Source organism: Yoonia maritima (genome assembly GCF_003003285.1).
GTDB lineage: Bacteria > Pseudomonadota > Alphaproteobacteria > Rhodobacterales > Rhodobacteraceae > Yoonia > Yoonia maritima.
Map to the genome: position 1 here is coordinate 32,928 of NZ_PVTP01000017.1, position 20,189 is coordinate 53,116.

A 20,189-nucleotide genomic window follows, 5' to 3' on the forward strand; every position below is an offset into this window, starting at 1 on the left:
TTTTTGTCATTGTTGCGCCTCCTCGAAATGCTTGGATGGCCACAAAGTTGCCTTTGGCTCCTGAAGATGACGTGAAATTGTGTTCTCGACGTCTTCATGGGACCGGTGACCTTGACTAACCATAGTCACCAAACTTGCTGTACACCCCACCTCTGCTGCGATGTCAGTGAACCTAACGTTTTTTGCGCGTAAACGACGTTTGATTGCATCGTGCTGTTCTATGTCAACGGCCATTGGGTCCCCCCACATCTCGTAGTAATTGCGAGATTTCGTAGTGAAGAGTTAACAGGCGCGAATCAACGAATCAATAAAATGATAATGTTATCAAGCGCTAATATGCGCTGATGGCGCGCAGTAGCGACGTTAAGCATCACGATGCGCCGATTGTATCGGTTGGCATCAGTTCGGCACTTTTAGCTCAAACAGGCTAGCGAGGGTCACTTGACGGGGTGTGTTCGGCGCGCAACCAAGTCAAGCCATGAACTGTATTTGATTTTCCGGTTTTTGGGAGAATGTTCAATGTACTCGAGTTCTCCCTCCTTCATGTATCTCCGGATGAGCGCAACTGTAACTCCCGCGCGCTCCGCCAACTCTTTGGGGCTCAAGTATTCACCATCGTCGATCATTCTCTTTTATCCTCACAAACGCGCCCAGCTTTGACATGATCTGTCCAATCGGTGCACATTGCGCAACATGCACATTACAAGAATCAATGTGCACAAATATGCACATAGTGAAGGTTAAAGCTACCTTGCAAACGAAGCAAAACATCACGAACCCAATTGTCGACAGTTCTGCTGAAGCAATTGGTGCGCGCCTTTCCATCGTCAGGCACGAATATGAAAAAACCCAAGCAGAGCTTGCTCAAGAATTGGGCATCTCGCTGAGGGCATATCATCATTACGAAAAGGGTCAGAGAAGCTTCAGCGTCGAGCTACTCGCCAAGATCGCAACCTTTTTTGAACTCGACCTGAATTGGCTGGTTCTTGGTATCGTGGATGAGCCTTCAGTTGACGATTTAAAACACATTGAAAGCTTCACTGAAGCGGTCGATCGATATCTGAAAGTCAAAAAAATTGAACTTTCTAATGCGCAGCGCAGAGCCGTCCTCGCGAGATGGTTTCAAGGACGCCAACACCGCAGGGTAGAACACCGCGATAGCGCTAGAATTTGGGTCGAAATGGTAAGATGACATCGGGAGCCGAAAGATAAATGCAGAAATCAGATGAGCAATTAATACACGAAATTGGCCTTCGGAACTTATCCGACACAGGTGACTTTCTTGAAGTAACCACCTTTGCAGCAATCAAGCTCGCCATGCTATTTCTGACGATCCGAGCGGCTCATATTATCGTCTCACAGCATCTGTCGAATATGATCTTACTAGACTTGGCTTTGCTAGCCAGCATGGCGATTTTTGTAGTTTGCCTAAGTAAATCGCTGGCTGCAATCTTTAGGCATTGGCGAATGGCGCAGAGGTTTGTTGATGCCCAAAACAGCGAACTAAATTTGGCTGCTGGCATGCGCTTCGTTCAAACGTTGAAGGCCTGCCGCAAGGATGCTCCTCACTCGCTTTGAACCAGACCTTCATCTCGGGCAGGGCTGGTGTCCGCGATGTGGGACAGAGCGGCCGCTCGATGCAACCGTTCCAGTGTCCGCTTCAGTGACGTACTTCAGAAATTGATTGCTGCGCCTCCTAGATTGCCCCTGTCATCGCGGTCGTTAGCGCCTCGCCGCTGACCCGCCTATAATTTACAAACGCATTAGCGCTGAGCACGACAAAAAAACTATCCATATTGATGAGCACATAGCCTTCCTCCAAGACGGCGCGTGTCAGCTGTTCGATATCGTCAGCATAAAGCCGTTTCTTTCCTAACAACTCTTTGACTTGCTTCGATGACATTCGAAACCGGCCACTTTCTTTGCCACCAAAGCTCTTTGCGTAGAGGTTAGATAGTTGCTGCGCAGCAGCCTGAAAGTGAGACATTTTAATTTCCAATACGTGATCATTTTTCATCTATAGACAATAAATATTTGCCTATGTAAATACTCCGCATGGAGAAACCGAAATGAATCAGCACGTCACCCCTATTGAGATCGACATCGACTTGTCGGAAGAATTACAAGCTGCAGTAGCGGCTGGCGATGCTGTGCAATTGGATTCCCTACTTGAACGGCTTTCACTGTCAGAAGCGCTCCGAGAGCTACTGAACTTGACAGTAGAAGAACGCGGTTCTGTTCTGACGCTGGTCTCACCCGAAATGGCTGCCAACCTGATTGAGGAAGCACCGCATGAAGTCGCTGCAGACCTTATGGAGGGCCTTGAGACTGAACGCGCCGTCGAAATTATGGACGAACTGGATTCTGACGTGCAGGCCGATCTTATCGGCGACATGGAGCACGAAGAAGCCGAGGCTATCCTTAGCCAGATGGATGCTGAGGAAGCTGCTGATGTCCGCCGGCTGTCAGAATACGAAGATGACACTGCTGGTGGCCTGATGATGTCAGAAGTATTCGCATGCGCGGACACAATGACAGTCAGCGACGTCATTAAGGTGCTTGCCAAAGACGATGATGATGTTGACCGATATCGCGGCCAGCACCCTTATATTATTGACGGTACTGGTCGTCTGGTTGGCGTGGTTTCGCTGCGTGGTTTGCTTGCAACCAAACGGGCCGCGCTTTTGACAACCATTATGGTTGAACCAAAGACGGTACTAGCGAACGCGACTTTATCTGATCTTGGAGACATTTTCGACAAGTTTGATTTTCTGGGCGTGCCGGTCGTGGGCGATGATGGCAAGGTGCTGGGTGTCGTGAGCCGCGATGCCGTTTCTCAGGCATTGCTAGAACGTGCCGAAAGCGAGAACCTCAAACTGCAAGGTGTTGTCGGGGACGAACTACGGTCAATGCCAACCTGGCTGCGGTCACGGCGGCGGCTAGCATGGCTTTCAGCCAATATTGTGCTGAATATGATCGCGGCATCGGTGATTTCCGCTTATGAGGAAACGCTGCTCGCGGTCATCGCAATCGCAGTGTTCTTGCCGATGGTATCGGACATGTCCGGCTGTTCAGGCAACCAAGCGGTTGGCGTCACCATGCGCGAACTAAGCCTCGGTCTTGTGCGTCCCAAGGATGCTTTCAAAGTATGGCTTAAAGAAATCAGCGTTGGTGTCATCAACGGGATCGCCTTAGGCATTCTCATTGGCATCGTTGCTTGGATTTGGAAGGGAAGCCCTGCGCTTGGGCTCGTGATTGGTGCGGCCCTTGCACTGAATACCATGTTGGCCGTGTCGATTGGCGGCGTGGTGCCCCTATTACTCAAACGGATCGGCCAAGACCCTGCCGTAGCGAGCGGGCCGCTCTTGACGACTGTAACTGATATGGCTGGGTTCTTTTTCGTACTGAGCCTTGCGACACTTTTGATGCCATGGCTGGTGTAACGATGAGCAAAGCAACCAAAAAGCCCAAACCTGACCTGCTGGTTATTGGATGGATGGAACACCTTGATCTTCCAGATCTTGATGTCCGGCAATTGAAGGCCAAGATTGACACAGGCGCCCGGACATCCGCGCTGCATGCGACGCATATCGAAGTCTTTGACAACGACGGAATTGAATGGGTGCGGTTCCAGACGCAAATTTCCGACGATGCACCAACTCATTGGGCCGAATGCCCCGTCTATGATCGACGTGAAATCAAAAACACAAGCGGCGTTCCCGAGGTGCGTATTGTGATCCGCACACGCCTAAAGCTGACGAATAAATCTTGGCTCATATCAGTGTCTCTTGCTGATCGCAGCAACATGACATTTCCGATGATCATAGGGCGCACCGCGCTCAAGAAACATAACATTGCGGTGCATACACGCCGCGCAAACTTGACCAGTTCTTAAAGGTCAACGCCCCAGAGGCAGAAAGGGTTTTCGATATGAAAATCGCTATGATGGCACGCAATGCTAAACTGTATTCACACCAACGCCTGAAAGAGGCCGCTGAAGAACGTGGGCATGAGTTCCACATTATTAACACCCTGCGCTGCTATATGAACATCGCATCGCGGCGTCCTGAAATGTATTATAACGGCGAAAAACTTGAAGGTTTTGATGCGGTTATCCCCCGCATTGGTACATCTATCACGTTTTATGGCCTAGCCGTGTTGCGCCAATTTGAAATGATGGGTGTGTATCCTTTGAACGAAAGCGTTGCGATTGGCCGTAGCCGAGACAAGCTGCGTTCCATGCAGTTGCTTGCCCGTGATGGCATCGGCCTTCCTGTGACGACTTTTGCGCACGACCCCAAACAAACCGACGAGGTTCTGAAACTGGCTGGCGGTGCACCTATCGTTATTAAGCTGTTGGAAGGCACGCAGGGCCTAGGTGTGGTTTTGGCTGACACCAACCGGTCTGCAACTTCTGTGGTAGAGGCATTTCGCGCAACAGGCACGAACATTCTTTTGCAGGAATTCATCAAAGAGGCTGGCGGAACCGACATTCGCGCCATTGTTGTCGGCGGCAAAGTCATCGCAGCCATGAAACGCACAGGTGCCGAAGGTGACTTCCGGTCGAACTTGCACCGTGGTGGCTCTGCTCAGGTGATTAAGCTTTCACCAGAAGAACGTTCAACAGCCATTCGCGCTGCAAAATCCATGGGCCTGAATGTTTGTGGTGTTGATATGCTGCGCGCAAACCATGGGCCTGTTGTTATGGAGGTGAACTCATCCCCGGGTCTGGAAGGCGTCGAAAAGGCTACTGGTCTGGACGTTGCGGGAAAAATCATCGAGTATCTTGAGAAAAGCGCCGCCAAAGGCAACACCAAGACCAAAGGTAAAGGCTAATGGCGCGGCGCGCAGCATTTGAAATTGGTGGCCAAAGCATCCCTGCAGGCACACGGCAGACCGTTGACCTTCCCGTCAGCGTTCTGTCGGACCACACGCCTGTCGCGATGTCGGTGCATGTCATTCACGGCAAGGCCGATGGTCCGACTGTGTTTGTCAGCGCGGGCATCCACGGGGACGAAGTGATTGGCGTTGAAATCGTACGCCGCCTTTTGCGGGCACCCAATCTTAAAACGCTGCGCGGTACGCTTATTGTGATCCCGATTGTGAACGCTTTCGGGTTCATCAACCATTCGCGCTATCTTCCTGATCGGCGGGATTTGAACCGCATGTTCCCCGGCACGCCAGGTGGGTCGCTCGCTTCGCGGCTGGCACATCTGTTTTTGAACGAAATCGTCGCGCGTTGTGATCTTGGAATCGACCTTCATTCGGCTGCGATCCATCGCACAAACCTGCCGCAAGTGCGCATTTCGCCTGATAACGCCTATACTGCAGAACTGGCCGAAGTATTTGGAGCACCTGTGATCCTGCAATCGCCGCTGCGCGAAGGATCATTGCGGGGGGCGGCAAAGGATATTGGCAAGGATGTTCTGCTTTATGAAGCGGGTGAAGGTCTGCGGTTTGACGAAATGTCGGTACGGGCTGGCGTTGCGGGCATCTTGCGCGTGCTGCGGCATGTCGGAATGCTTTCGGCAAAAGGCATCGCAAAGCCTAAAGCTGCATCACAATATTGCATGTCCAGCAAATGGCTCCGCGCACCTGCAGGTGGGCTACTTCGAACATTCCGTGCCGATGGCGATGTGGTCGCCAAGGGCGACATCATGGCGGTTGTCGCTGACCCCTTCGGCGAAGCCGAAGAAGATATCGTCGCGCCTTTCAATGGCATCGTCGTGGGACGGGCCGTTCTGCCCATCGTCAATGAAGGTGACGCTGTGTTCCACCTCGCACGTGTGAAATCCATGTCTGTCGCAGAAGGCACAGTCGAAGATTTGAACGACCAGCTATCAGATGACCCACTGTTCGATGAAGACGAGATTATATGACCCCCTAGGCCTGCAACGTGTTCATTTGGTAGCACATGAAATAGCGTGCATTCGCTGCGTCGCAGCAGTTTGGTAATTTGGGCTCTCTTGAGACCTTCGCCGCGTTCTGCACCAATGATCGGTTCAGGAAATCGTGCCGTTCGCTGCGGCTTGTCTGAACTGACACAGCGCGGACTTTGCTGCCGTTCAAAACTTGACTTGGAATGACCGCACTAAGCGATATTTGCCGAACCCTATTCGGCACCTTCTCCACAAATATCCTCAAGCATTTCCCATCGCCAGTCCTCTAAGGTCGGTACCGGAAAATCAATGCTCCGAACCTGCAAATCACCAAAATCTGGAAATGTTGTGTGACCATTGCCAGTCAGCAAATTCATCTCACAACTTTGACCAAACATTTCCCCAGTTTCAGGATCATCAAAATCAAGACCCCATTGATCATACGTTAGGCCCACAACGCGATATGCCTCAGCACGGTGCGCTACGACAAGGTTCACTCGGTACTTACTTGGCCCGTTCAAGTGCTCAGATGTGACAGTCAAAGAGCCGACATCATTCATTTCAAGTTGCGGCTGATCACTTGGCTCATTGAGCCAACCAACAACTCCACCTGACGCAAGAATTTTTGAACCGTCAGAAGATCTAATATCGAGTCTAAGCTCATCGTAACCACGCAATTCGATAATTTCTGCCAGACCGTCACCGTCGAGGTCAAGCGTTCGTGACGCAATCAATGTAGTCTCATCGGCAAGGACTTGAGATATTTGTGAGGCAAAAATGATTGAACCAGTAAGAAGCGGTGACAAAAACAACTTCTTACCTGCAAGTCTGACTTCTTGAGGCATGTTATTTAGACCTATCGCTGAATGCGCATCAATACAATTTTCTGCTCTGGACGAACTTCACAGAACAGGCTTGAAAAACAGATAAGCGATAGAGACCCGCAGAACCAGACACTCGTGCAAATCGCAGCAGCCGTTACTTCGGGCTCTCTTGAGACCTTCGCCGCGTTCTGCACCAATGATCGGTTCAGGAAATCGTGCCGTTCGCTGCGGCTTGTCTGAACTGACACAGCGCGGACAAACTTCACCTTCAAAGTGTCGTTCGAAATGTCTGCTAGATGGCCCAAGGCCGACCTTCGTGCAGATACTGCGAACGTCGACAACGAGTCGATAGCGGTATCCTTCAACGTCTATGTATCCAATGTGTGACATTAAAATCTAAGATATCTTTAGTGAAAATCCCTGCTCGGAAATAGCCGCTTTGCCTGCTCGCGCGGATGCCTGGCACGCGAGGGATAGCGAGGCTTGCGCGGCGCATCGTCAGCTTGGGGTTCGGTTATCCCGATTGCGTCATCCATAGGATGCCCAAGCTCGCTTAGGCGGTGCGATAGGTCTTCGATATGTTGCGCAACCAAATGCACGACGATGCCTTCACGTTGCAGATACCCCGTGACCCGTAACAGACGCCCGCCCATGACAACACGGCGGTATTGTTCGTAAACTTTGCGCCAAACCACCACGTTGGAAACGCCTGTTTCATCTTCAAGCGTCAGGAAAACTACGCCAGAGGCCGTGCCGGGACGCTGGCGTGTTATCACAAGGCCGCAAACGCATGTGCGCTCAAGCGGGGCCGTGGCAAGGGCGGCGTGGGTCGTGAGGTTCGGTATGTTGGGGCGCAACAATTCCATCGGGTGCGCACGCAAAGACAAGCGCATAGAAACGTAGTCTTCCACCACCTCTTCGCCAAGGTTCATGGTGGGCAAATCAACGCGCGGCTCAAAGATGCCTTCGCCTTCGATGGGGTCGTTGAACAAGGGCAAAGGCTGCTGTCCACGGATCGCTTTTACATACCACAGCGCATTGCGTCGCCCTAAACCCATGTCAGAAAATGCATCGGCCTCGGCCAGCCGTTCCAGCACGTTTGGGGCTATGCCCGCCCGTAACCACAGGCTTTCAGGGTCGGGGTAGCCATTACCACGCGCAGCGACAATCCAACCTGCGTCTTCTTCGCGAAACCCTTTGATCTGACGAAACCCAAGGCGCAGCGCCAAGCTGCTATCCGAGCGGCGCTCAAGCGTATTGTCCCATGCGCTGTTGTTCACGCAAATCGGCCGTGTCTCAACGCTGTGTTCGCGGACATCGCGCACGATCTGGGCCGGTGCGTAAAACCCCATCGGTTGTGAATTCAGCAACCCGCATGCAAAGGCCGCAGGGTGATGGCATTTGAGCCAAGCAGACACATAGGCGAGCAGTGCAAAGGCGGCGGCATGGCTTTCTGGAAAACCATATTCACCAAACCCCTCGATCTGGCCAAAGCATCGTTCAGCAAAATCTGGTTCATATCCGCGCTCAAGCATCCCACCGATAAAGCGGTCTTTGAAAGTGCTGATTGTTCCCATCCGCCGGAACGTCGCCAATGAACGGCGCAGATGGTCGGCCTCTTCGGGGCTGAACCCCGCCGCAACAACTGCAATCTGCATTGCCTGTTCCTGAAACAGCGGCACACCCAGCGTTTTGCCCAATACCTTTTCCAGTTCGGGGGACGGGAAGCTCACGCTTTCTTTGCCTTGGCGACGGTTGATATAGGGATGCACCATGCCGCCTTGGATCGGGCCGGGGCGCACGATGGCGACCTCAATCACCAGATCATAAAACTCACGGGGTTTCATGCGGGGCAAGAAGTTCAACTGCGCACGGCTTTCGACCTGAAACACACCAACCGCGTCAGCGGCGCATAGCATGTCATAGGTTGCGGTATCCGCTTGCGGCACAGTCGCGATACTCAGCGGTTCGCCGCCTTCCGACGCTGCAATCAAATCGAAGGTTTTACGAATACACGTTAGCATTCCAAGGCTGAGGATATCGACTTTCAGAATACCAAGCGTATCAATATCATCTTTGTCCCACTCAATAATGGTGCGGTTGTCCATCGCCGCATTTTCAATCGGGCAAAGTTCATCAAGCCGCCCCTTGGTGATGATAAAGCCCCCAACGTGTTGAGACAGATGGCGTGGGAAGCCGATGATTTCACCAATCAAACGTATGGTTTGGGCGAGGCGCTTGTCGTTCAAATCAAGACCAAGTTCGCGGATGCGTTCGGGGTCGGCGCCGCTGTTGGAGTGGCCCCAAATTTGCCCCGACAAATTGGCGGTCACGTCTTTCGACAAGCCCATGACCTTACCAACTTCGCCGATGGCTGCACGGGATCGGAAATGGATCACCGTGGCGCATAGACCTGCGCGATGGCGTCCGTATTTGGCATAGATATGCTGGATCACCTCTTCGCGGCGTTCATGTTCAAAATCGACATCAATGTCGGGTGGTTCGCCACGATGTTCGGACACAAAGCGTTCAACAACCATCGTGATGGTTTCGGGGCTGACATCGGTAATGCCTAGCAAGTAACACAGGATCGAATTGGCCGCAGACCCGCGCCCTTGGCACAGTATGCCTTCGCCGCGTGCAAACTGCACAATGTCATGCACCGTCAGAAAGTAGGCAGGGAATTTCAGTTTCTCGACAAGGATCAATTCCTTTTTGACTTGGGCGATGGCCTTGTCAGTCGCGCCATTTGGGTAGCGCCGTTTTAACCCCTCATAGGCAAGGCGCGTCAGGCGCTGTTGGGGTGTTTCACTGTCGCTAATCTCATCTGGGTATTCATACGACAACTCACTCAAACAAAACCCGCACCGTGCGGTGATCTCAAGCGTGCGCTGAATGGCGGCAGGGTGGTCGCGAAACATCCGCGCCATGTCTTGCGCACCCTTGAGGCGACGTTCGCCGTTGGGCAAAGCATGAGTGCCGATCTGGTCGATGGTGATATGTTCGCGCATGCAGGTCAGCACATCCGCCAACTGGCGACGATTGGCGTGGTGCATCAAGACATCCCCAACGGCGACCATCGGCGCCGAGGTGCGCCGCGCCAGTTCTGCACAAGACTTTAGATAGGCTTGATCGGACCCGTTGTATCTAGGTGCCGCCCCAAGAAACACATGGTTGGGATAACTGCGAATCGCAGCTTGGATATGATCACGCACTGGTTTGGCGTGGATATTCCCCTGCGGTAAAGCAATCAAGATAATGCCCGCGCATCCGTCTAACAGATCATGCATATCAAGGTGGCAGTCGCCCTTTTCGGCCCGCCGTTTTCCAAGGGTCAGAAGACGGGACAGACGCGCATATGCCGCGCGGTCTTGCGGCAAGGCGATCCAATCAACGGGGCTGTCGCGCAACACCAAACGACACCCGACAATGAGCTTCGGGAATTGCATTGTCTCAGGGCGTGGTATCTCAAGCGCAGGGCCGTCGCGTTTTCGTGTATCGGAATCCATCTGCTGACTGGATCGCACTTTGATCGCTTCCGTTGCGCCGCGCTTGAGCTCCTTCAACGCAGAATAGGCCCGCACAACACCCGCCAGTGAATTACGGTCCGTGATCGCGATAGCAGACAGCCCCAGTTCGGCGGCCCGCAACATCAACTCCTCAGGGTGGGATGCTCCCTTTAGGAAGGTAAAATTTGAGGTGACGCAAAGCTCGGAATACCTCATGCGAAAATCCCCTGCACATACCAATTGGGCGATTGCGGTGTGTAGAACAGCCAAAGGCGGCGGCCTTCGCGTGTGTCAATTTTCCAGTAATCACGAATGCCGGAACGCCAGTTGTCATCGCTCAACCACCATTCTGGGGCGATACGTTCTGGCCCCGTTGCACGGCCTGTTGTTAGGGGCATACGCCGCCACTTAAACCGCGCAGGTGGACGTGGGCCGTGGGCTGTGATGGGTTCTGGGGGGAATATACATATGGGGCGTGGTTGCGGGGTGGCCCAACTGCTTGTCGGTGCGGAATAAGCCGCAGGTGAAATGATAAAGCTGCGCTCTGGGATGTGACTATCAGCGGGTAAAAACCGCTGAACATTTTCCAAACCGATGCGCACACCAATTCGTGTGATGAGGTCGTCTAACCTGTCAGTTTCTCGCCCCCGACTATGGCTGATCTGCTTGGCCTGACAAGTTTCAATTTGCGTGGCGACAAGGCGCAACTGATCAATGCCAAAGCCCGCATCAACAGTATCCACACCGCGTTCAAACAGAGGCAGGATACGGGCCGCGTCGTGTAGCGGTTGGGCAAGGCGCAGTTCAACCTGCTGACTTCCCTGATCCACACGGCGCAGGGTGAGCTGCAATATCCGTGCGCCTTTTTCATTCGCCTTAAGCTTGGCACACAAACGGCCCAGCAACCGTTCCGCCCCCGCCATCACGTCTTCTTTAAGACCAATCGGTTCGGGAAGTGTCATTTGAACCCCGTAATGGGGGGCATCGGGCAGGGGCGAAATATCCTCTGGCTGGTCCCCCATCATTTGATCAAGGCGCAACAGCACATCGCGCCCAAAACGGCGGGTAACAGTAGCGCGAGGCAACGCTACCAAATCAGCGATGCTGCGCACGCCAAGCCGTTGCAAGCCCACACAGGCTTTTTCATCGAGACGCAAAGCTGCAATAGGAAGGGAAGCCAAGCGCGGCTGGGTGCAAACCCCGCCCGCACCATAATGCGCCATACCCCATGCGGCACCACGCGTATCCGCCAGCCCTATTCGTGCGCTAATGCCTGAACGGGTAAGGCGGAGGCGCATATCATCCAGCAAGGGGCCCTCACCACCAAATAAGTGCGCAGACCCCGTGATGTTCAGGCTCAACCCATCACGCCCTTCAAGGCCAACCCAAGGGCAATAACGCTTGCTCCACCGTGCCAGCATATGCAGAAAGCGCTCATCGGCGTTCAGATCAGCAGGGCGACTTTGCAGATCACGACAAAATGCCCGCGCATCCGAAAACCCCATGCCACGATGCAGTCCAGCTTTTTCAGCCTCGGTATTCAGACAATAAATGCGGTCGGTGTTCTTTTGGTGGTGGGTTAGGGCAAATGGCGCATCCGTCGGGTGCGCGCGTAAAACCCTCTCGCTGGGTAGTTTTTCAAACCACAATGACACGACGCGTTTCTGCATCCCATCTCACATCCCACGCGCTTAATGTTCCCGATTTGTTCTTAATAATTTCCCAACGCTGAAGAGTCGAGTCCTGCGGGTCAAAAAGTGGGCTGCATCGCCAACGGCTCTCGGCTGCATTGTTGCCCATGCCTTCGGGGATAATGCACAATCCAGTTGAACGCCCCGTTTCAGCGGCAAGTTGCAACCGCCGCCCTGCGGTAAAGCTAAGGGACTTAGTCAGTTCGATGACCGTCAAAGACACTGCACCAGAGCGCAGGCTTTCCTCGGCAACGGCCAGTCCGTCATCTTGGTCTTTAACTTTGGAGATAAGCAGGTTCTGCGGATCCATGTACGCGCTAAACCCATTGGGATTGATCTGTTCAGCCTGCCAAGCCTTAGAAACCCACATTACACTGCCTCCGCAATGCGCTGCTAACGCAAAGGCAAATGACACCGCAGCTGGGCCGCAAACTTCATGCGTGCGTGAAACCTTTAGGGGGAAGTGCGTGAAAAAACTGAGCATGGGAGGGACATTACATGACATGCACGAAACTTAAACGCTTTAGAGGTGAATAAATCCAAAGGCCTTAAGCAACATTAGTTTCTGAGTGTCGCCAAAAACCTATAAGGAAAGAACGGTAAATGATGGCTTTTCCGCATATTTGGCATTTGTGCAAAGCACAGCGAACGGTCGCTTTCGTCCATTGCCGTCGTTCATACTTTTTGCAGCATTACGCAATTTGGGCTCTTTTGAGACTTTCGCTGCACAATGCTGCAACGACTGCTTTAGGTGTGTGTAGCGAAATTCATGATATTTGCACCACGTTTCTGAAGCCTTGAAAACATGCAATTGAAGCGGTGCATATATCCGGTGCATAATGTATTCATATTATTTGGGATTTTCGTATGCTCATAGGTTACGCCAGAGTGTCCAGTCAGGGGCAATCCCTCGATCGCCAGATCGGTGCGCTGAACACTGCCAAGGCAGACAAGATTTTCCGTGAAGTCGCATCCGGTCGGACCGTCAAAGGCCGGCCTCAGTTGGAACGCGCCATCGATGCTTTGGGGGCAGGGGACGTATTGATCATCGCGGAATGGGATCGGGCTACTAGATCAATGATGGATGGGATCGGAATTATCCAACGTGTCGCTGACCGATCCGCGACCGTTAACGTTTTGGATAAGCCTTGGCTCGATCTCACCACCCCAATGGGGAAAGGCATCCTCGCGTTTCTTTCAGCCTTAGCTGAAGACGAAAGAGAACGCATAACCCGTCGTGCGAATGAAGGTCGACAGATCGCGATTGCCAAAGGCGTGAAGTTTGGACGCAAGCCAAAACTTACGGAGCACCAACGTCAGCTCGCTCGCGATCGCCTGGCAGCAGGAGATACCTGCCGCGCTATAGCTAAAGATTTGGGTGTCGCTCACACCACGATTTCAAGGCTTCGCTGAGACAACAAGCTAGCAGGCGCAATGAGGTGACCTTCATTGGAGCTGATTGAAGATAGTTCGACTTTTGGCTGTGTATGACGGCATTATTCCCCTTGTGATTGTGCCGACTGGTCGCCAAACTCGAACAAGATTTAACAGGTCGGACCAAGCTCTAGACCAAAAATGTATAGTGAGGCCAAGTGTCAGATCGAGTTTTAGTTTACAAAGCCCTTGGGGATGTTGACGTATCAGACGAATTCTTCGACAGCCTGCGAGATGGATATGTGGGTTTTGATAGGTGGTTTGCTTCGAAGGCGGCTGAAAAAGCCTACATATTGGAAGATTCAATCTCCAATGCTGTACAGGGTATGCTCTATATTAAGATAGAAGAGGGCCCCATCCAAGACATTGAACCTAATCTTGGGCCCGGAAGATGGCTTAAAGTCGGAACGCTCAAGATAAACGCGGCCGGAACTAAAGCAGGTGAACGAGTAATAAAAAAAGCCTTCGACCATGCCGTCGCGGAAGAGTGCGTAGGCGTATATGTAACCGTTTTCGCCAAACACAAAGAGCTTATAAGTCTGCTAGAGAGATATGGCTTTGCTTTGCGGGGTCAAAAGGACTCAGTTAGCGGAGTGGAATGCGTTTTCGTAAAGGATCTTCAGACCGACCATTCGGACATCCGTCTAAATTACCCTCGGCTTAGTTTGGGAGGTCGCAAGTGTTGGCTTCTTGCAATCTACCCAGAGTACCATACGCGATTGCTGCCCGACTCAAAGCTGGTGACAGATCCCGTCGACACTGTCAGTGACGTATCTCATACCAACACGATCGAAAAAATCTATGTCGGAAAAGTAGCTTTGTCTCGAGTTAATGCGGGAGACATTGTCTTTATGTACCGTACTTGTGACAAGAAGGGCCCTGCATACTTTAGGTCTGTCGCCACATCTGTCTGTGTGGCCGTCGAGAGCAAAAGAAAAAAAGACTTTGAAAATGAAGCGGAATTCATTGCTTATTGCAAAAAACACAGCGTTTTTGAAGAAGTTGAACTGAAGACCGCCTACCGGACCAGCGCTCGAACTTCTACGCTAAGAATGCTCTACAACGCAGCATTCGAACGACGTATTATCCGCAAATTCCTCCTAGAAGACGTTCTAATAGCGGAACAGCCCCGCTGGGATCTTAAGGAGTTATCAGAAGAACAAGCCCGTCGGTTGCTCGAGCTCGCGGAAGTCCCGAGCGGCATCATAATCGACTAGGAAATGATGCCTGTCGCACTGAAATATTCCTTGCAAGGAATGTCGAGCTAGCATACGACGAAACGAAAATGGGGATCAAGTATGGGCAAACTGTCGGGAAAAATCATTGAGGCCTTTGCAGCCACCACACAGGGCCGAACAGAGGACGTTGGACCATCTTTGAGGCGTTTGCGGTTGTTATCAAACTTAACCCAGAAGGAGATGGCTCTTCGTCTTGAGGTGCAGCAAGCGGCCATATCCAAGATCGAAAAGGGTGGAGACGTACATCTTTCGACTGTACGAAAATATGTTGAAGCTCTGGGTGCATCTCTGCGCATCGACGCCAGCTTTCCGGCTGATGCGCCACTCGCACTTAGCATAAGAGACGCCTTTGACGTGGAGTTTGGTAACGATGATCAAATGGTGCTACCACTCTTGGGTGATGAACCCTTCAAAGCACAGCGTGACGTAGTTCTCTCTATTCGGCCAAAATACACGGACAAGATACTCCAAGGCAGTAAAACTGTAGAGTTACGCCGCCGGTTTCCAGTCTCTGCACCGAGCGGTACAATTGCATACATTTATTCTACCTCACCAGTTCGTGCTATGGTGGGGGTGGCGGAAATCAAAGACGTTTTGAAGCTTCCGATTGATCAGATATGGAGCGAATTTGAGGATACAGCATTTATTGATAAGCCAGATTTTGACAAGTATTTTGAAGGACGGGATTTTGGTTTTGCATTGCTGTTTGACGACGTTCGGACGTTCTCGGATCCAATACCGTTATCAAAGCTGAGAGAGCAGTTTGGTTTCGAGCCTCCTCAGTCTTACCTATATGCAAAACGTGACCTAAGAAGGGCTCTCAAGGATGAATCTTCAGTCGTATCTCATTGATACGAACATCCTTATAGGTCTTGAGGACGACCATGCGGTAAATCCAGCTTATGCTAGGTTTCTCAGCCTTTCGACCAAGCATAAGATCGATGTTTTTGTGCATGCAGCGGCAATGGATGACATCGCACGAGACAAAGATTTACGTCGTCGCCAAATATCGGTGAGCAAATTAAATAAGTATAGGGTTCTTTCGAAGCGCCGAGGACTAACGGAAACGGAGCTGGAACAGGACTTTGGCACACTAAAAAAGCCAAACGATGTGGTCGATGCTACACTGCTCAACGCATTAAAAATCGGGGCGGTCGATTTCCTCGTAACTCAAGATAAGGGTTTGCACCAACGTGCCCTTAGGCATTCGACAGATATGGCACGCCGTGTCTTGTTCATTAGTGACGCCGCAGATCTTCTAGTTCAAACCTACGAGCCAAAAGAGGTTCCCATCAGGCATGTTTCTGAAGTCGCGGCTCACACGATCGATCATGAAGATGGCTTTTTTGATAGTTTAAGGGACGGATATAGGGGCTTTGACAATTGGTGGAATGACAAGTGCATTAAACAACGGCGTCCATGTTGGGTCGTCTATGAAGATGAGAACCTCGCTGGCCTAATTGTTAGAAAAGACGAGACCGGAGACGATACCGACGCGGTAACAAAATCCACTCGGATACTCAAAGTATGCACATTCAAGGTTCACCCAGAAATGCGAGGGGTGAAGCTGGGTGAACTACTTCTGAAGCAGGTTCTTTGGTTTGCACAGTCAAATGCCTACGACTTAGCTTATCTCACCACTTTTGAAGATCAAACATCTCTGATCGAACTCTTAGAATACTATGGCTTTGTGCGGGCTGGCAGCAAAGCAGACGGCGAGTTGATATATGAGCGTTCTTTTGGGTCATCTAAGCTCGTGCCAAAACATTCTGAAACAGTGTTCCAAACAACGCGTCGGAACTATCCACGGTTCCTTGTCACAGATCAGGTACGCTGCTTTGGAATTCCAATCCAAGAAGAGTATCACGATACACTGTATCCTGATTTATGGGAGCCGAAGCAGGCGGACCTTTTTGTAGGTGCCTCGCGCGCAGAGTCACCTACTAGACCAGGGAACACTATCCGGAAGGTGTACCTTTGCCGAGCGCCGTCCAAGCTAGCAGAACCAGGATCGATACTATTCTTCTATAAGAGCACTTCAAAAGAGCTACCCTCTCGAGCAATCACGGCAATAGGCGTGCTGGAAGAAGTCACAATGGCAACATCGACAAAAGACCTGATGCTAAAGACTGGTGGGCGATCTGTTTATGGCGAAAAAGAACTAGATGCCTGGCAGGCTAGTCCGGCAAAGCCAGTAAAGGTCATAAACTATTTACTCGTTGGCTACGTGGACCCACCAATAGGATACGATGAACTGAAAAAAATGCAGGTAATCCGAGGCTTCCCACAATCGATCTTTGAGATAAAGGGCAAGCCCTTTGAAGACATATTATCTAGGGCAAATTTGGGGTTTGACGTATGAAGCAGCAGATAGTCGCATTGGTTGGGATTTCTGGTGTCGGCAAGACGACCTTTGCACGACAGTTGGCCGAAGATCTGCCGATACAACACTTAACAGCGGGCACGCTCATCAAAATGGGCAGTGCGATTAAGTCATCTGATCGCGATCGACTTCGACTAGCCGACATCGATGAAAATCAGCAATTCCTGATAGAAGGATTTCATCAATCGCGAGATCTCAATAAACGATATATTATCATGGACGGTCATGTCGTGATTCATGGCCCGTTGGGACTAGAAGAACTAAGTGCCGACATATTTGAAGCTTTGAACATAGACGGTATGGTGCATCTGTCGGCCGACCCAACAAGAATTCTGGAGCACAGGATTAGTGATGATAAAAGAGATCGCCCGATCTTGTCCAAACAGGAAATTTTTGAACATCAGTCACGCTCCATAGCAGTAGCAAAGACTATGTGTCGGTCACTGAATGTACCGTTGATTGAGGCAACCAATATGGACGTAAAGCCCGTGAGTTCATTCATCCTAGGGCTGCAATAGCATGACGATATTTATAGCAATCTGGAAGGACGTCGACGCCTACGGTGGGGAGAGCATTCAGAAAAAATGATAACCCCTATTTCAACCTCGCATATCGACTTTTCGGACCCTCTTTTTGCAAGCTTGTATCAAGACTACCCGACATTCAAAGAGTGGTGCGCGAAGGTATCCCAAGAACCGGAAACCAGAAAAGCTTGGATCGCTAATACTCCTGATGCCCGGTTGGTCGCTATTGCGATCATTAAACTAGGTGAGGGGGTTCACGGCGATGCCTCACTAAGCGCTAAGCTTTCTACTTTCAAAATTTCTGAAGGAGCAAGCGCCCAGGGCATCGCTGATCAGCTCTTGTCGAGTGTTCTTCTTTTTCTTGTGGAAAAAGGCGTCGAAACACTTTTTGTGACGGTTTATCCAAAATACGAGCCGCTACTTTCTTATCTAACAGACAGAGGATTTCGAGTGACGGAGGCCCGGACACCGTTAGGAGAGATCATTTTAACCCTTTCGTTGCATACCAAGGGAAAGATCACGTCTGTTATCAATAAAATTGCGTACGAAGTCCTTGCAAAAGAGTACATTGATCGGGCTGAAACGCCCGGGGAAAGTCAAGAACCACCGCAAGATCTAGCGTCCCACTTAACCGATGGCTTACGCGATTGCCCAAAGCGGCTCCTTGAATTGGGTCCCGGATCTGGAAGCGTATTGGCCCACCTTGGCTCAGTTGGCGATCAAGTGATAGCAGTCGAGCTATCACCAAAAATGGCCTCAATTGCACAAAAAGCGGCACCCAACGCGTCAGTCGTCATAGCCGACGTACAGGATGTTGATTTTCCAGATTGCCACTTTGATGGTGTCTACATGGGAGCATTCATCCATTTGTTTCCAAAGGAAATTGCTTTGAAACAACTACTACGAGTACGGCGCTGGTTGGTCAGAAGTGGCCGAATATTCATCAATACTACGTCCGAATTGGAAGGCTCAGAAGGATTTTTTGTCAAAGAAGACTACGATAAAAAGATGCTTCGGTTTAGGTCTAGTTGGACAGAGGATGCTTTCTCGCAACTCTTGTCCGATGCCGGCTTCGAAGTTCTGAACCGTTTCAGGACAAAAGAGGTAGAGCGGCAAAAAAACTGGATAGGGTATCTTTGTGTCGCAAAGGGTGAGGCCGATGAATGATATACTCAAGTATTCTGGAAAGCACCTGTCAGTCCACCAGACAAGTCGCAAAATCCAAAATCAAGATGTTCGACTGGAGTACATCGGTCGGCCAAACATAGTAATTTGTATAGCTCTAACGGAACAAAGTGAAATTGCATTTGTTCGCCAACATCGTGTGGCTACAGGCTTACAAATACTTGAATTGCCAGCGGGCAAGCTTGAGGCCGATGAGGATCCAAAAACCGCTGCTTTGCGAGAACTTCGCGAAGAAACAGGATTGAAAGGGAAATGCGCGTGCCTCCTTCGGAAATTCTATACTGCACCTCATTTTTCGAACGAATTTGCTCATTTGTATGAAACGGAGATTGTAGGCGAAGGATCACCGGTACCAACTACCGAGGAAGAAATTACGGAAACTTGCCTCCTTTCGCCCAGCCAAATTCGATCCGCCATTGATAGCGGCGAGCTTACAGACCCGAAGTCGATAACCAGTCTGCTTATCTACGATCGCATCTCGAGGAAGAGTATCTTGAATGAAAAATGAAACAACTACCCACAAATTTCGTAATTTTATAGTATTTTTACTTAGAGATAGTCCTCCGGTTCTGACGTTGTTTGCTTGCATAGGTTTGACGACGGCGGCCAGCTTTTACCAACTGACATCAGAGACCATTTTGCAGGGACTTTTGGCAGTCAATGTACTCATCGCCGCGACGCTGCTTTCTGAACGTTGGTTCGTGAACCGCGAAAACAGAAATATGATAGAAAAAATCGGCGACGACGTGACGGTTTTGGGCGATCGGATAAGCCTGCCAACAAATGTGGGACTTGATTCACTGGTTGGATCAAGGAAGGTCTTACCACCGCTAGAAGGTAGGTTGGCTGGTTCGACCAGCCTCAAGATCTCTGGTGGCTCGCTTTTTCGGCTGGCAAATGAATACCGCAGCTTGTTCGAAGAACTTGCCGAGCAGGGATGTTCGATTCAACTAGTCGTGTGCCACCCAGATAGTGATGCGGTTGAAAGGCTTTGCAACGAAGTTGTTTATGAAAGCGATGATATAGAAGCGTACCGCCACCAATGCCGTTCTGCTCTCCGATTATTTGAGGCCTTAGCAGAAAAGTATGATCATGTCGAAGTTAGGACATGTGATATTGCGATGTCATTCAGTATCTTGGCGGTCGAGAAGCTAGCTGGTGAATCCAGTGCGTCCATAGAGCTTTACGCTTACAAAGTTCCGGCCCGCAATCGTCCGATGCTTCATGCGACAAAAGCGGCTTCACCCGATTTTCACGCTATGGCTGTCTCTCAGTTTGATTCAGTATGGTCGAAAAGCATGAAGACAGAGGGCGTTTGTGATCCAAACGTTTCCATCGAAAAGGTAGTTGATTAACAGTGAGGCGGGCAAAATGAGCAAAACGGCAAGTTCAGATAGCTTAAATTCAACTGAATCGATTCCTACCGGTGAATAGCCCCTAGTTTCCTAGACACCTTCTTGGTTCACATTTAGCTGTCTGTTTTCGAAGTCGACGGGCGACAGCATTCCGTTTCTGGCATGTT

The 20,189-nt window shown here is 50.9% G+C and carries 21 protein-coding genes; 14 read left to right on the forward strand and 7 right to left on the reverse strand.

The window, feature by feature from the left end:
* Nucleotides 1-6 precede the first annotated feature (6 nt).
* Both CLV80_RS18825 and CLV80_RS18830 read right to left on the reverse strand, forming a co-directional pair.
* Nucleotides 7-249 carry a helix-turn-helix domain-containing protein gene (locus CLV80_RS18825; protein WP_375342205.1) on the reverse strand — a complete coding sequence of 81 codons (243 nt, stop codon included), beginning with the start codon at nucleotides 247-249 and terminating at the stop codon, nucleotides 7-9.
* 188 nt (nucleotides 250-437) lie between these two features.
* A complete protein-coding gene (locus CLV80_RS18830) occupies nucleotides 438-626 on the reverse strand; it encodes a MerR family transcriptional regulator (protein WP_106359243.1) in 189 nt (62 codons plus the stop codon).
* A gap of 98 nt (nucleotides 627-724) precedes the next feature.
* On the opposite strand from CLV80_RS18830, the gene CLV80_RS17555 reads away from it, so the two are divergent.
* Both CLV80_RS17555 and CLV80_RS17560 read left to right on the forward strand, forming a co-directional pair.
* Complete coding sequence (locus CLV80_RS17555; RefSeq protein WP_106359244.1) at nucleotides 725-1,192, forward strand: helix-turn-helix transcriptional regulator; 468 nt, start codon at nucleotides 725-727, stop codon at nucleotides 1,190-1,192.
* A gap of 20 nt (nucleotides 1,193-1,212) precedes the next feature.
* Nucleotides 1,213-1,578, forward strand: coding sequence for a hypothetical protein (locus CLV80_RS17560; protein WP_106359245.1), 366 nt, complete (start codon nucleotides 1,213-1,215; stop codon nucleotides 1,576-1,578).
* 118 nt (nucleotides 1,579-1,696) lie between these two features.
* On the opposite strand, the gene CLV80_RS17565 is transcribed toward CLV80_RS17560, so the two are convergent.
* Nucleotides 1,697-2,017: a hypothetical protein gene (locus CLV80_RS17565; protein WP_243394614.1), complete on the reverse strand. Its 321-nt coding sequence runs from the start codon at nucleotides 2,015-2,017 to the stop codon at nucleotides 1,697-1,699.
* A 52-nt stretch (nucleotides 2,018-2,069) separates the two neighbouring features.
* Here CLV80_RS17565 and mgtE point away from each other — a divergent pair, with 52 nt between their 5' ends.
* From mgtE to CLV80_RS17585, 4 genes are read left to right on the forward strand one after another with little or no spacing between them, the layout of a single operon-like run.
* Nucleotides 2,070-3,443, forward strand: coding sequence for a magnesium transporter (mgtE, locus tag CLV80_RS17570; RefSeq protein WP_106359246.1), 1,374 nt, complete (start codon nucleotides 2,070-2,072; stop codon nucleotides 3,441-3,443).
* Nucleotides 3,444-3,445: 2 nt separating this feature from the next.
* Nucleotides 3,446-3,895, forward strand: coding sequence for an ATP-dependent zinc protease family protein (locus tag CLV80_RS17575; RefSeq protein WP_106359247.1), 450 nt, complete (start codon nucleotides 3,446-3,448; stop codon nucleotides 3,893-3,895).
* Nucleotides 3,896-3,930: 35 nt separating this feature from the next.
* A complete protein-coding gene (gene rimK / locus CLV80_RS17580) occupies nucleotides 3,931-4,836 on the forward strand; it encodes a 30S ribosomal protein S6--L-glutamate ligase (RefSeq protein ID WP_106359248.1) in 906 nt (301 codons plus the stop codon).
* Nucleotides 4,836-5,879, forward strand: coding sequence for a succinylglutamate desuccinylase/aspartoacylase family protein (locus tag CLV80_RS17585; protein WP_106359249.1), 1,044 nt, complete (start codon nucleotides 4,836-4,838; stop codon nucleotides 5,877-5,879). The genes rimK and CLV80_RS17585 overlap by 1 nt, the downstream gene beginning before the upstream one ends.
* A gap of 233 nt (nucleotides 5,880-6,112) precedes the next feature.
* On the opposite strand, the gene CLV80_RS17590 is transcribed toward CLV80_RS17585, so the two are convergent.
* The 4 genes from CLV80_RS17590 to CLV80_RS17605 all read right to left on the reverse strand — a co-directional run bounded on the left by CLV80_RS17590 (nucleotide 6,113) and on the right by CLV80_RS17605 (nucleotide 12,273).
* Entirely contained in the window at nucleotides 6,113-6,724 is a 612-nt protein-coding gene (locus tag CLV80_RS17590) for a hypothetical protein (protein WP_106359250.1), read from the reverse strand.
* A gap of 386 nt (nucleotides 6,725-7,110) precedes the next feature.
* Nucleotides 7,111-10,428, reverse strand: a complete 3,318-nt coding sequence (locus CLV80_RS17595) for an error-prone DNA polymerase (protein WP_106359251.1) — start codon at nucleotides 10,426-10,428, stop codon at nucleotides 7,111-7,113.
* Nucleotides 10,425-11,882: a Y-family DNA polymerase gene (locus tag CLV80_RS17600; protein WP_106359252.1), complete on the reverse strand. Its 1,458-nt coding sequence runs from the start codon at nucleotides 11,880-11,882 to the stop codon at nucleotides 10,425-10,427. Before CLV80_RS17600 ends, CLV80_RS17595 begins: the two co-directional genes overlap by 4 nt.
* On the reverse strand, nucleotides 11,851-12,273 hold the full coding sequence (locus CLV80_RS17605) for an ImuA family protein (protein WP_311135540.1): 423 nt from the start codon (nucleotides 12,271-12,273) through the stop codon (nucleotides 11,851-11,853). The genes CLV80_RS17600 and CLV80_RS17605 overlap by 32 nt, the downstream gene beginning before the upstream one ends.
* Nucleotides 12,274-12,770: 497 nt before the next feature.
* Here CLV80_RS17605 and CLV80_RS17615 point away from each other — a divergent pair, with 497 nt between their 5' ends.
* The 8 genes from CLV80_RS17615 (at nucleotide 12,771) to CLV80_RS17650 (ending at nucleotide 20,022) form a co-directional block, all read left to right on the forward strand.
* On the forward strand, nucleotides 12,771-13,316 hold the full coding sequence (locus CLV80_RS17615) for a recombinase family protein (RefSeq protein ID WP_106359255.1): 546 nt from the start codon (nucleotides 12,771-12,773) through the stop codon (nucleotides 13,314-13,316).
* Nucleotides 13,317-13,495: 179 nt separating this feature from the next.
* A complete protein-coding gene (locus CLV80_RS17620; RefSeq protein WP_106359256.1) occupies nucleotides 13,496-14,554 on the forward strand; it encodes an N-acetyltransferase in 1,059 nt (352 codons plus the stop codon).
* Nucleotides 14,555-14,635: 81 nt separating this feature from the next.
* Nucleotides 14,636-15,427 carry a helix-turn-helix domain-containing protein gene (locus tag CLV80_RS17625; RefSeq protein ID WP_106359257.1) on the forward strand — a complete coding sequence of 264 codons (792 nt, stop codon included), beginning with the start codon at nucleotides 14,636-14,638 and terminating at the stop codon, nucleotides 15,425-15,427.
* Complete coding sequence (locus CLV80_RS17630; RefSeq protein ID WP_106359258.1) at nucleotides 15,402-16,937, forward strand: GNAT family N-acetyltransferase; 1,536 nt, start codon at nucleotides 15,402-15,404, stop codon at nucleotides 16,935-16,937. Before CLV80_RS17625 ends, CLV80_RS17630 begins: the two co-directional genes overlap by 26 nt.
* The gene (locus tag CLV80_RS17635; RefSeq protein ID WP_106359259.1) at nucleotides 16,934-17,476 is read left to right on the forward strand and encodes an ATP-binding protein; all 543 of its coding nucleotides are present in this window, start codon (nucleotides 16,934-16,936) and stop codon (nucleotides 17,474-17,476) included. The genes CLV80_RS17630 and CLV80_RS17635 overlap by 4 nt, the downstream gene beginning before the upstream one ends.
* A 66-nt stretch (nucleotides 17,477-17,542) precedes the next feature.
* Nucleotides 17,543-18,649 (forward strand): class I SAM-dependent methyltransferase, encoded by a 1,107-nt coding sequence (locus CLV80_RS17640; protein WP_106359260.1) that lies wholly within the window; start codon nucleotides 17,543-17,545, stop codon nucleotides 18,647-18,649.
* A complete protein-coding gene (locus CLV80_RS17645) occupies nucleotides 18,642-19,175 on the forward strand; it encodes an NUDIX hydrolase (protein ID WP_106359261.1) in 534 nt (177 codons plus the stop codon). The genes CLV80_RS17640 and CLV80_RS17645 overlap by 8 nt, the downstream gene beginning before the upstream one ends.
* A complete protein-coding gene (locus tag CLV80_RS17650) occupies nucleotides 19,165-20,022 on the forward strand; it encodes a hypothetical protein (protein WP_133169797.1) in 858 nt (285 codons plus the stop codon). Before CLV80_RS17645 ends, CLV80_RS17650 begins: the two co-directional genes overlap by 11 nt.
* The last annotated feature ends 167 nt before the right edge of the window (nucleotides 20,023-20,189 follow it).

Excerpts from the sequence above, each read along its gene's own strand:
- CLV80_RS18825 (WP_375342205.1), bottom strand. The coding sequence starts at position 249 with ATGTGGGGGGACCCAATGGCCGTTGACATAGAACAGCACGATGCAATC.
- CLV80_RS18830 (WP_106359243.1), bottom strand. The coding sequence starts at position 626 with ATGATCGACGATGGTGAATACTTGAGCCCCAAAGAGTTGGCGGAGCGC.
- CLV80_RS17555 (WP_106359244.1), top strand. The coding sequence starts at position 725 with ATGCACATAGTGAAGGTTAAAGCTACCTTGCAAACGAAGCAAAACATC.
- CLV80_RS17560 (WP_106359245.1), top strand. The coding sequence starts at position 1,213 with ATGCAGAAATCAGATGAGCAATTAATACACGAAATTGGCCTTCGGAAC.
- CLV80_RS17565 (WP_243394614.1), bottom strand. The coding sequence starts at position 2,017 with ATGAAAAATGATCACGTATTGGAAATTAAAATGTCTCACTTTCAGGCT.
- mgtE (WP_106359246.1), top strand. The coding sequence starts at position 2,070 with ATGAATCAGCACGTCACCCCTATTGAGATCGACATCGACTTGTCGGAA.
- CLV80_RS17575 (WP_106359247.1), top strand. The coding sequence starts at position 3,446 with ATGAGCAAAGCAACCAAAAAGCCCAAACCTGACCTGCTGGTTATTGGA.
- rimK (WP_106359248.1), top strand. The coding sequence starts at position 3,931 with ATGAAAATCGCTATGATGGCACGCAATGCTAAACTGTATTCACACCAA.
- CLV80_RS17585 (WP_106359249.1), top strand. The coding sequence starts at position 4,836 with ATGGCGCGGCGCGCAGCATTTGAAATTGGTGGCCAAAGCATCCCTGCA.
- CLV80_RS17590 (WP_106359250.1), bottom strand. The coding sequence starts at position 6,724 with ATGCCTCAAGAAGTCAGACTTGCAGGTAAGAAGTTGTTTTTGTCACCG.
- CLV80_RS17595 (WP_106359251.1), bottom strand. The coding sequence starts at position 10,428 with ATGAGGTATTCCGAGCTTTGCGTCACCTCAAATTTTACCTTCCTAAAG.
- CLV80_RS17600 (WP_106359252.1), bottom strand. The coding sequence starts at position 11,882 with ATGCAGAAACGCGTCGTGTCATTGTGGTTTGAAAAACTACCCAGCGAG.
- CLV80_RS17605 (WP_311135540.1), bottom strand. The coding sequence starts at position 12,273 with ATGTGGGTTTCTAAGGCTTGGCAGGCTGAACAGATCAATCCCAATGGG.
- CLV80_RS17615 (WP_106359255.1), top strand. The coding sequence starts at position 12,771 with ATGCTCATAGGTTACGCCAGAGTGTCCAGTCAGGGGCAATCCCTCGAT.
- CLV80_RS17625 (WP_106359257.1), top strand. The coding sequence starts at position 14,636 with ATGGGCAAACTGTCGGGAAAAATCATTGAGGCCTTTGCAGCCACCACA.
- CLV80_RS17630 (WP_106359258.1), top strand. The coding sequence starts at position 15,402 with ATGAATCTTCAGTCGTATCTCATTGATACGAACATCCTTATAGGTCTT.
- CLV80_RS17635 (WP_106359259.1), top strand. The coding sequence starts at position 16,934 with ATGAAGCAGCAGATAGTCGCATTGGTTGGGATTTCTGGTGTCGGCAAG.
- CLV80_RS17640 (WP_106359260.1), top strand. The coding sequence starts at position 17,543 with ATGATAACCCCTATTTCAACCTCGCATATCGACTTTTCGGACCCTCTT.
- CLV80_RS17645 (WP_106359261.1), top strand. The coding sequence starts at position 18,642 with ATGAATGATATACTCAAGTATTCTGGAAAGCACCTGTCAGTCCACCAG.
- CLV80_RS17650 (WP_133169797.1), top strand. The coding sequence starts at position 19,165 with ATGAAAAATGAAACAACTACCCACAAATTTCGTAATTTTATAGTATTT.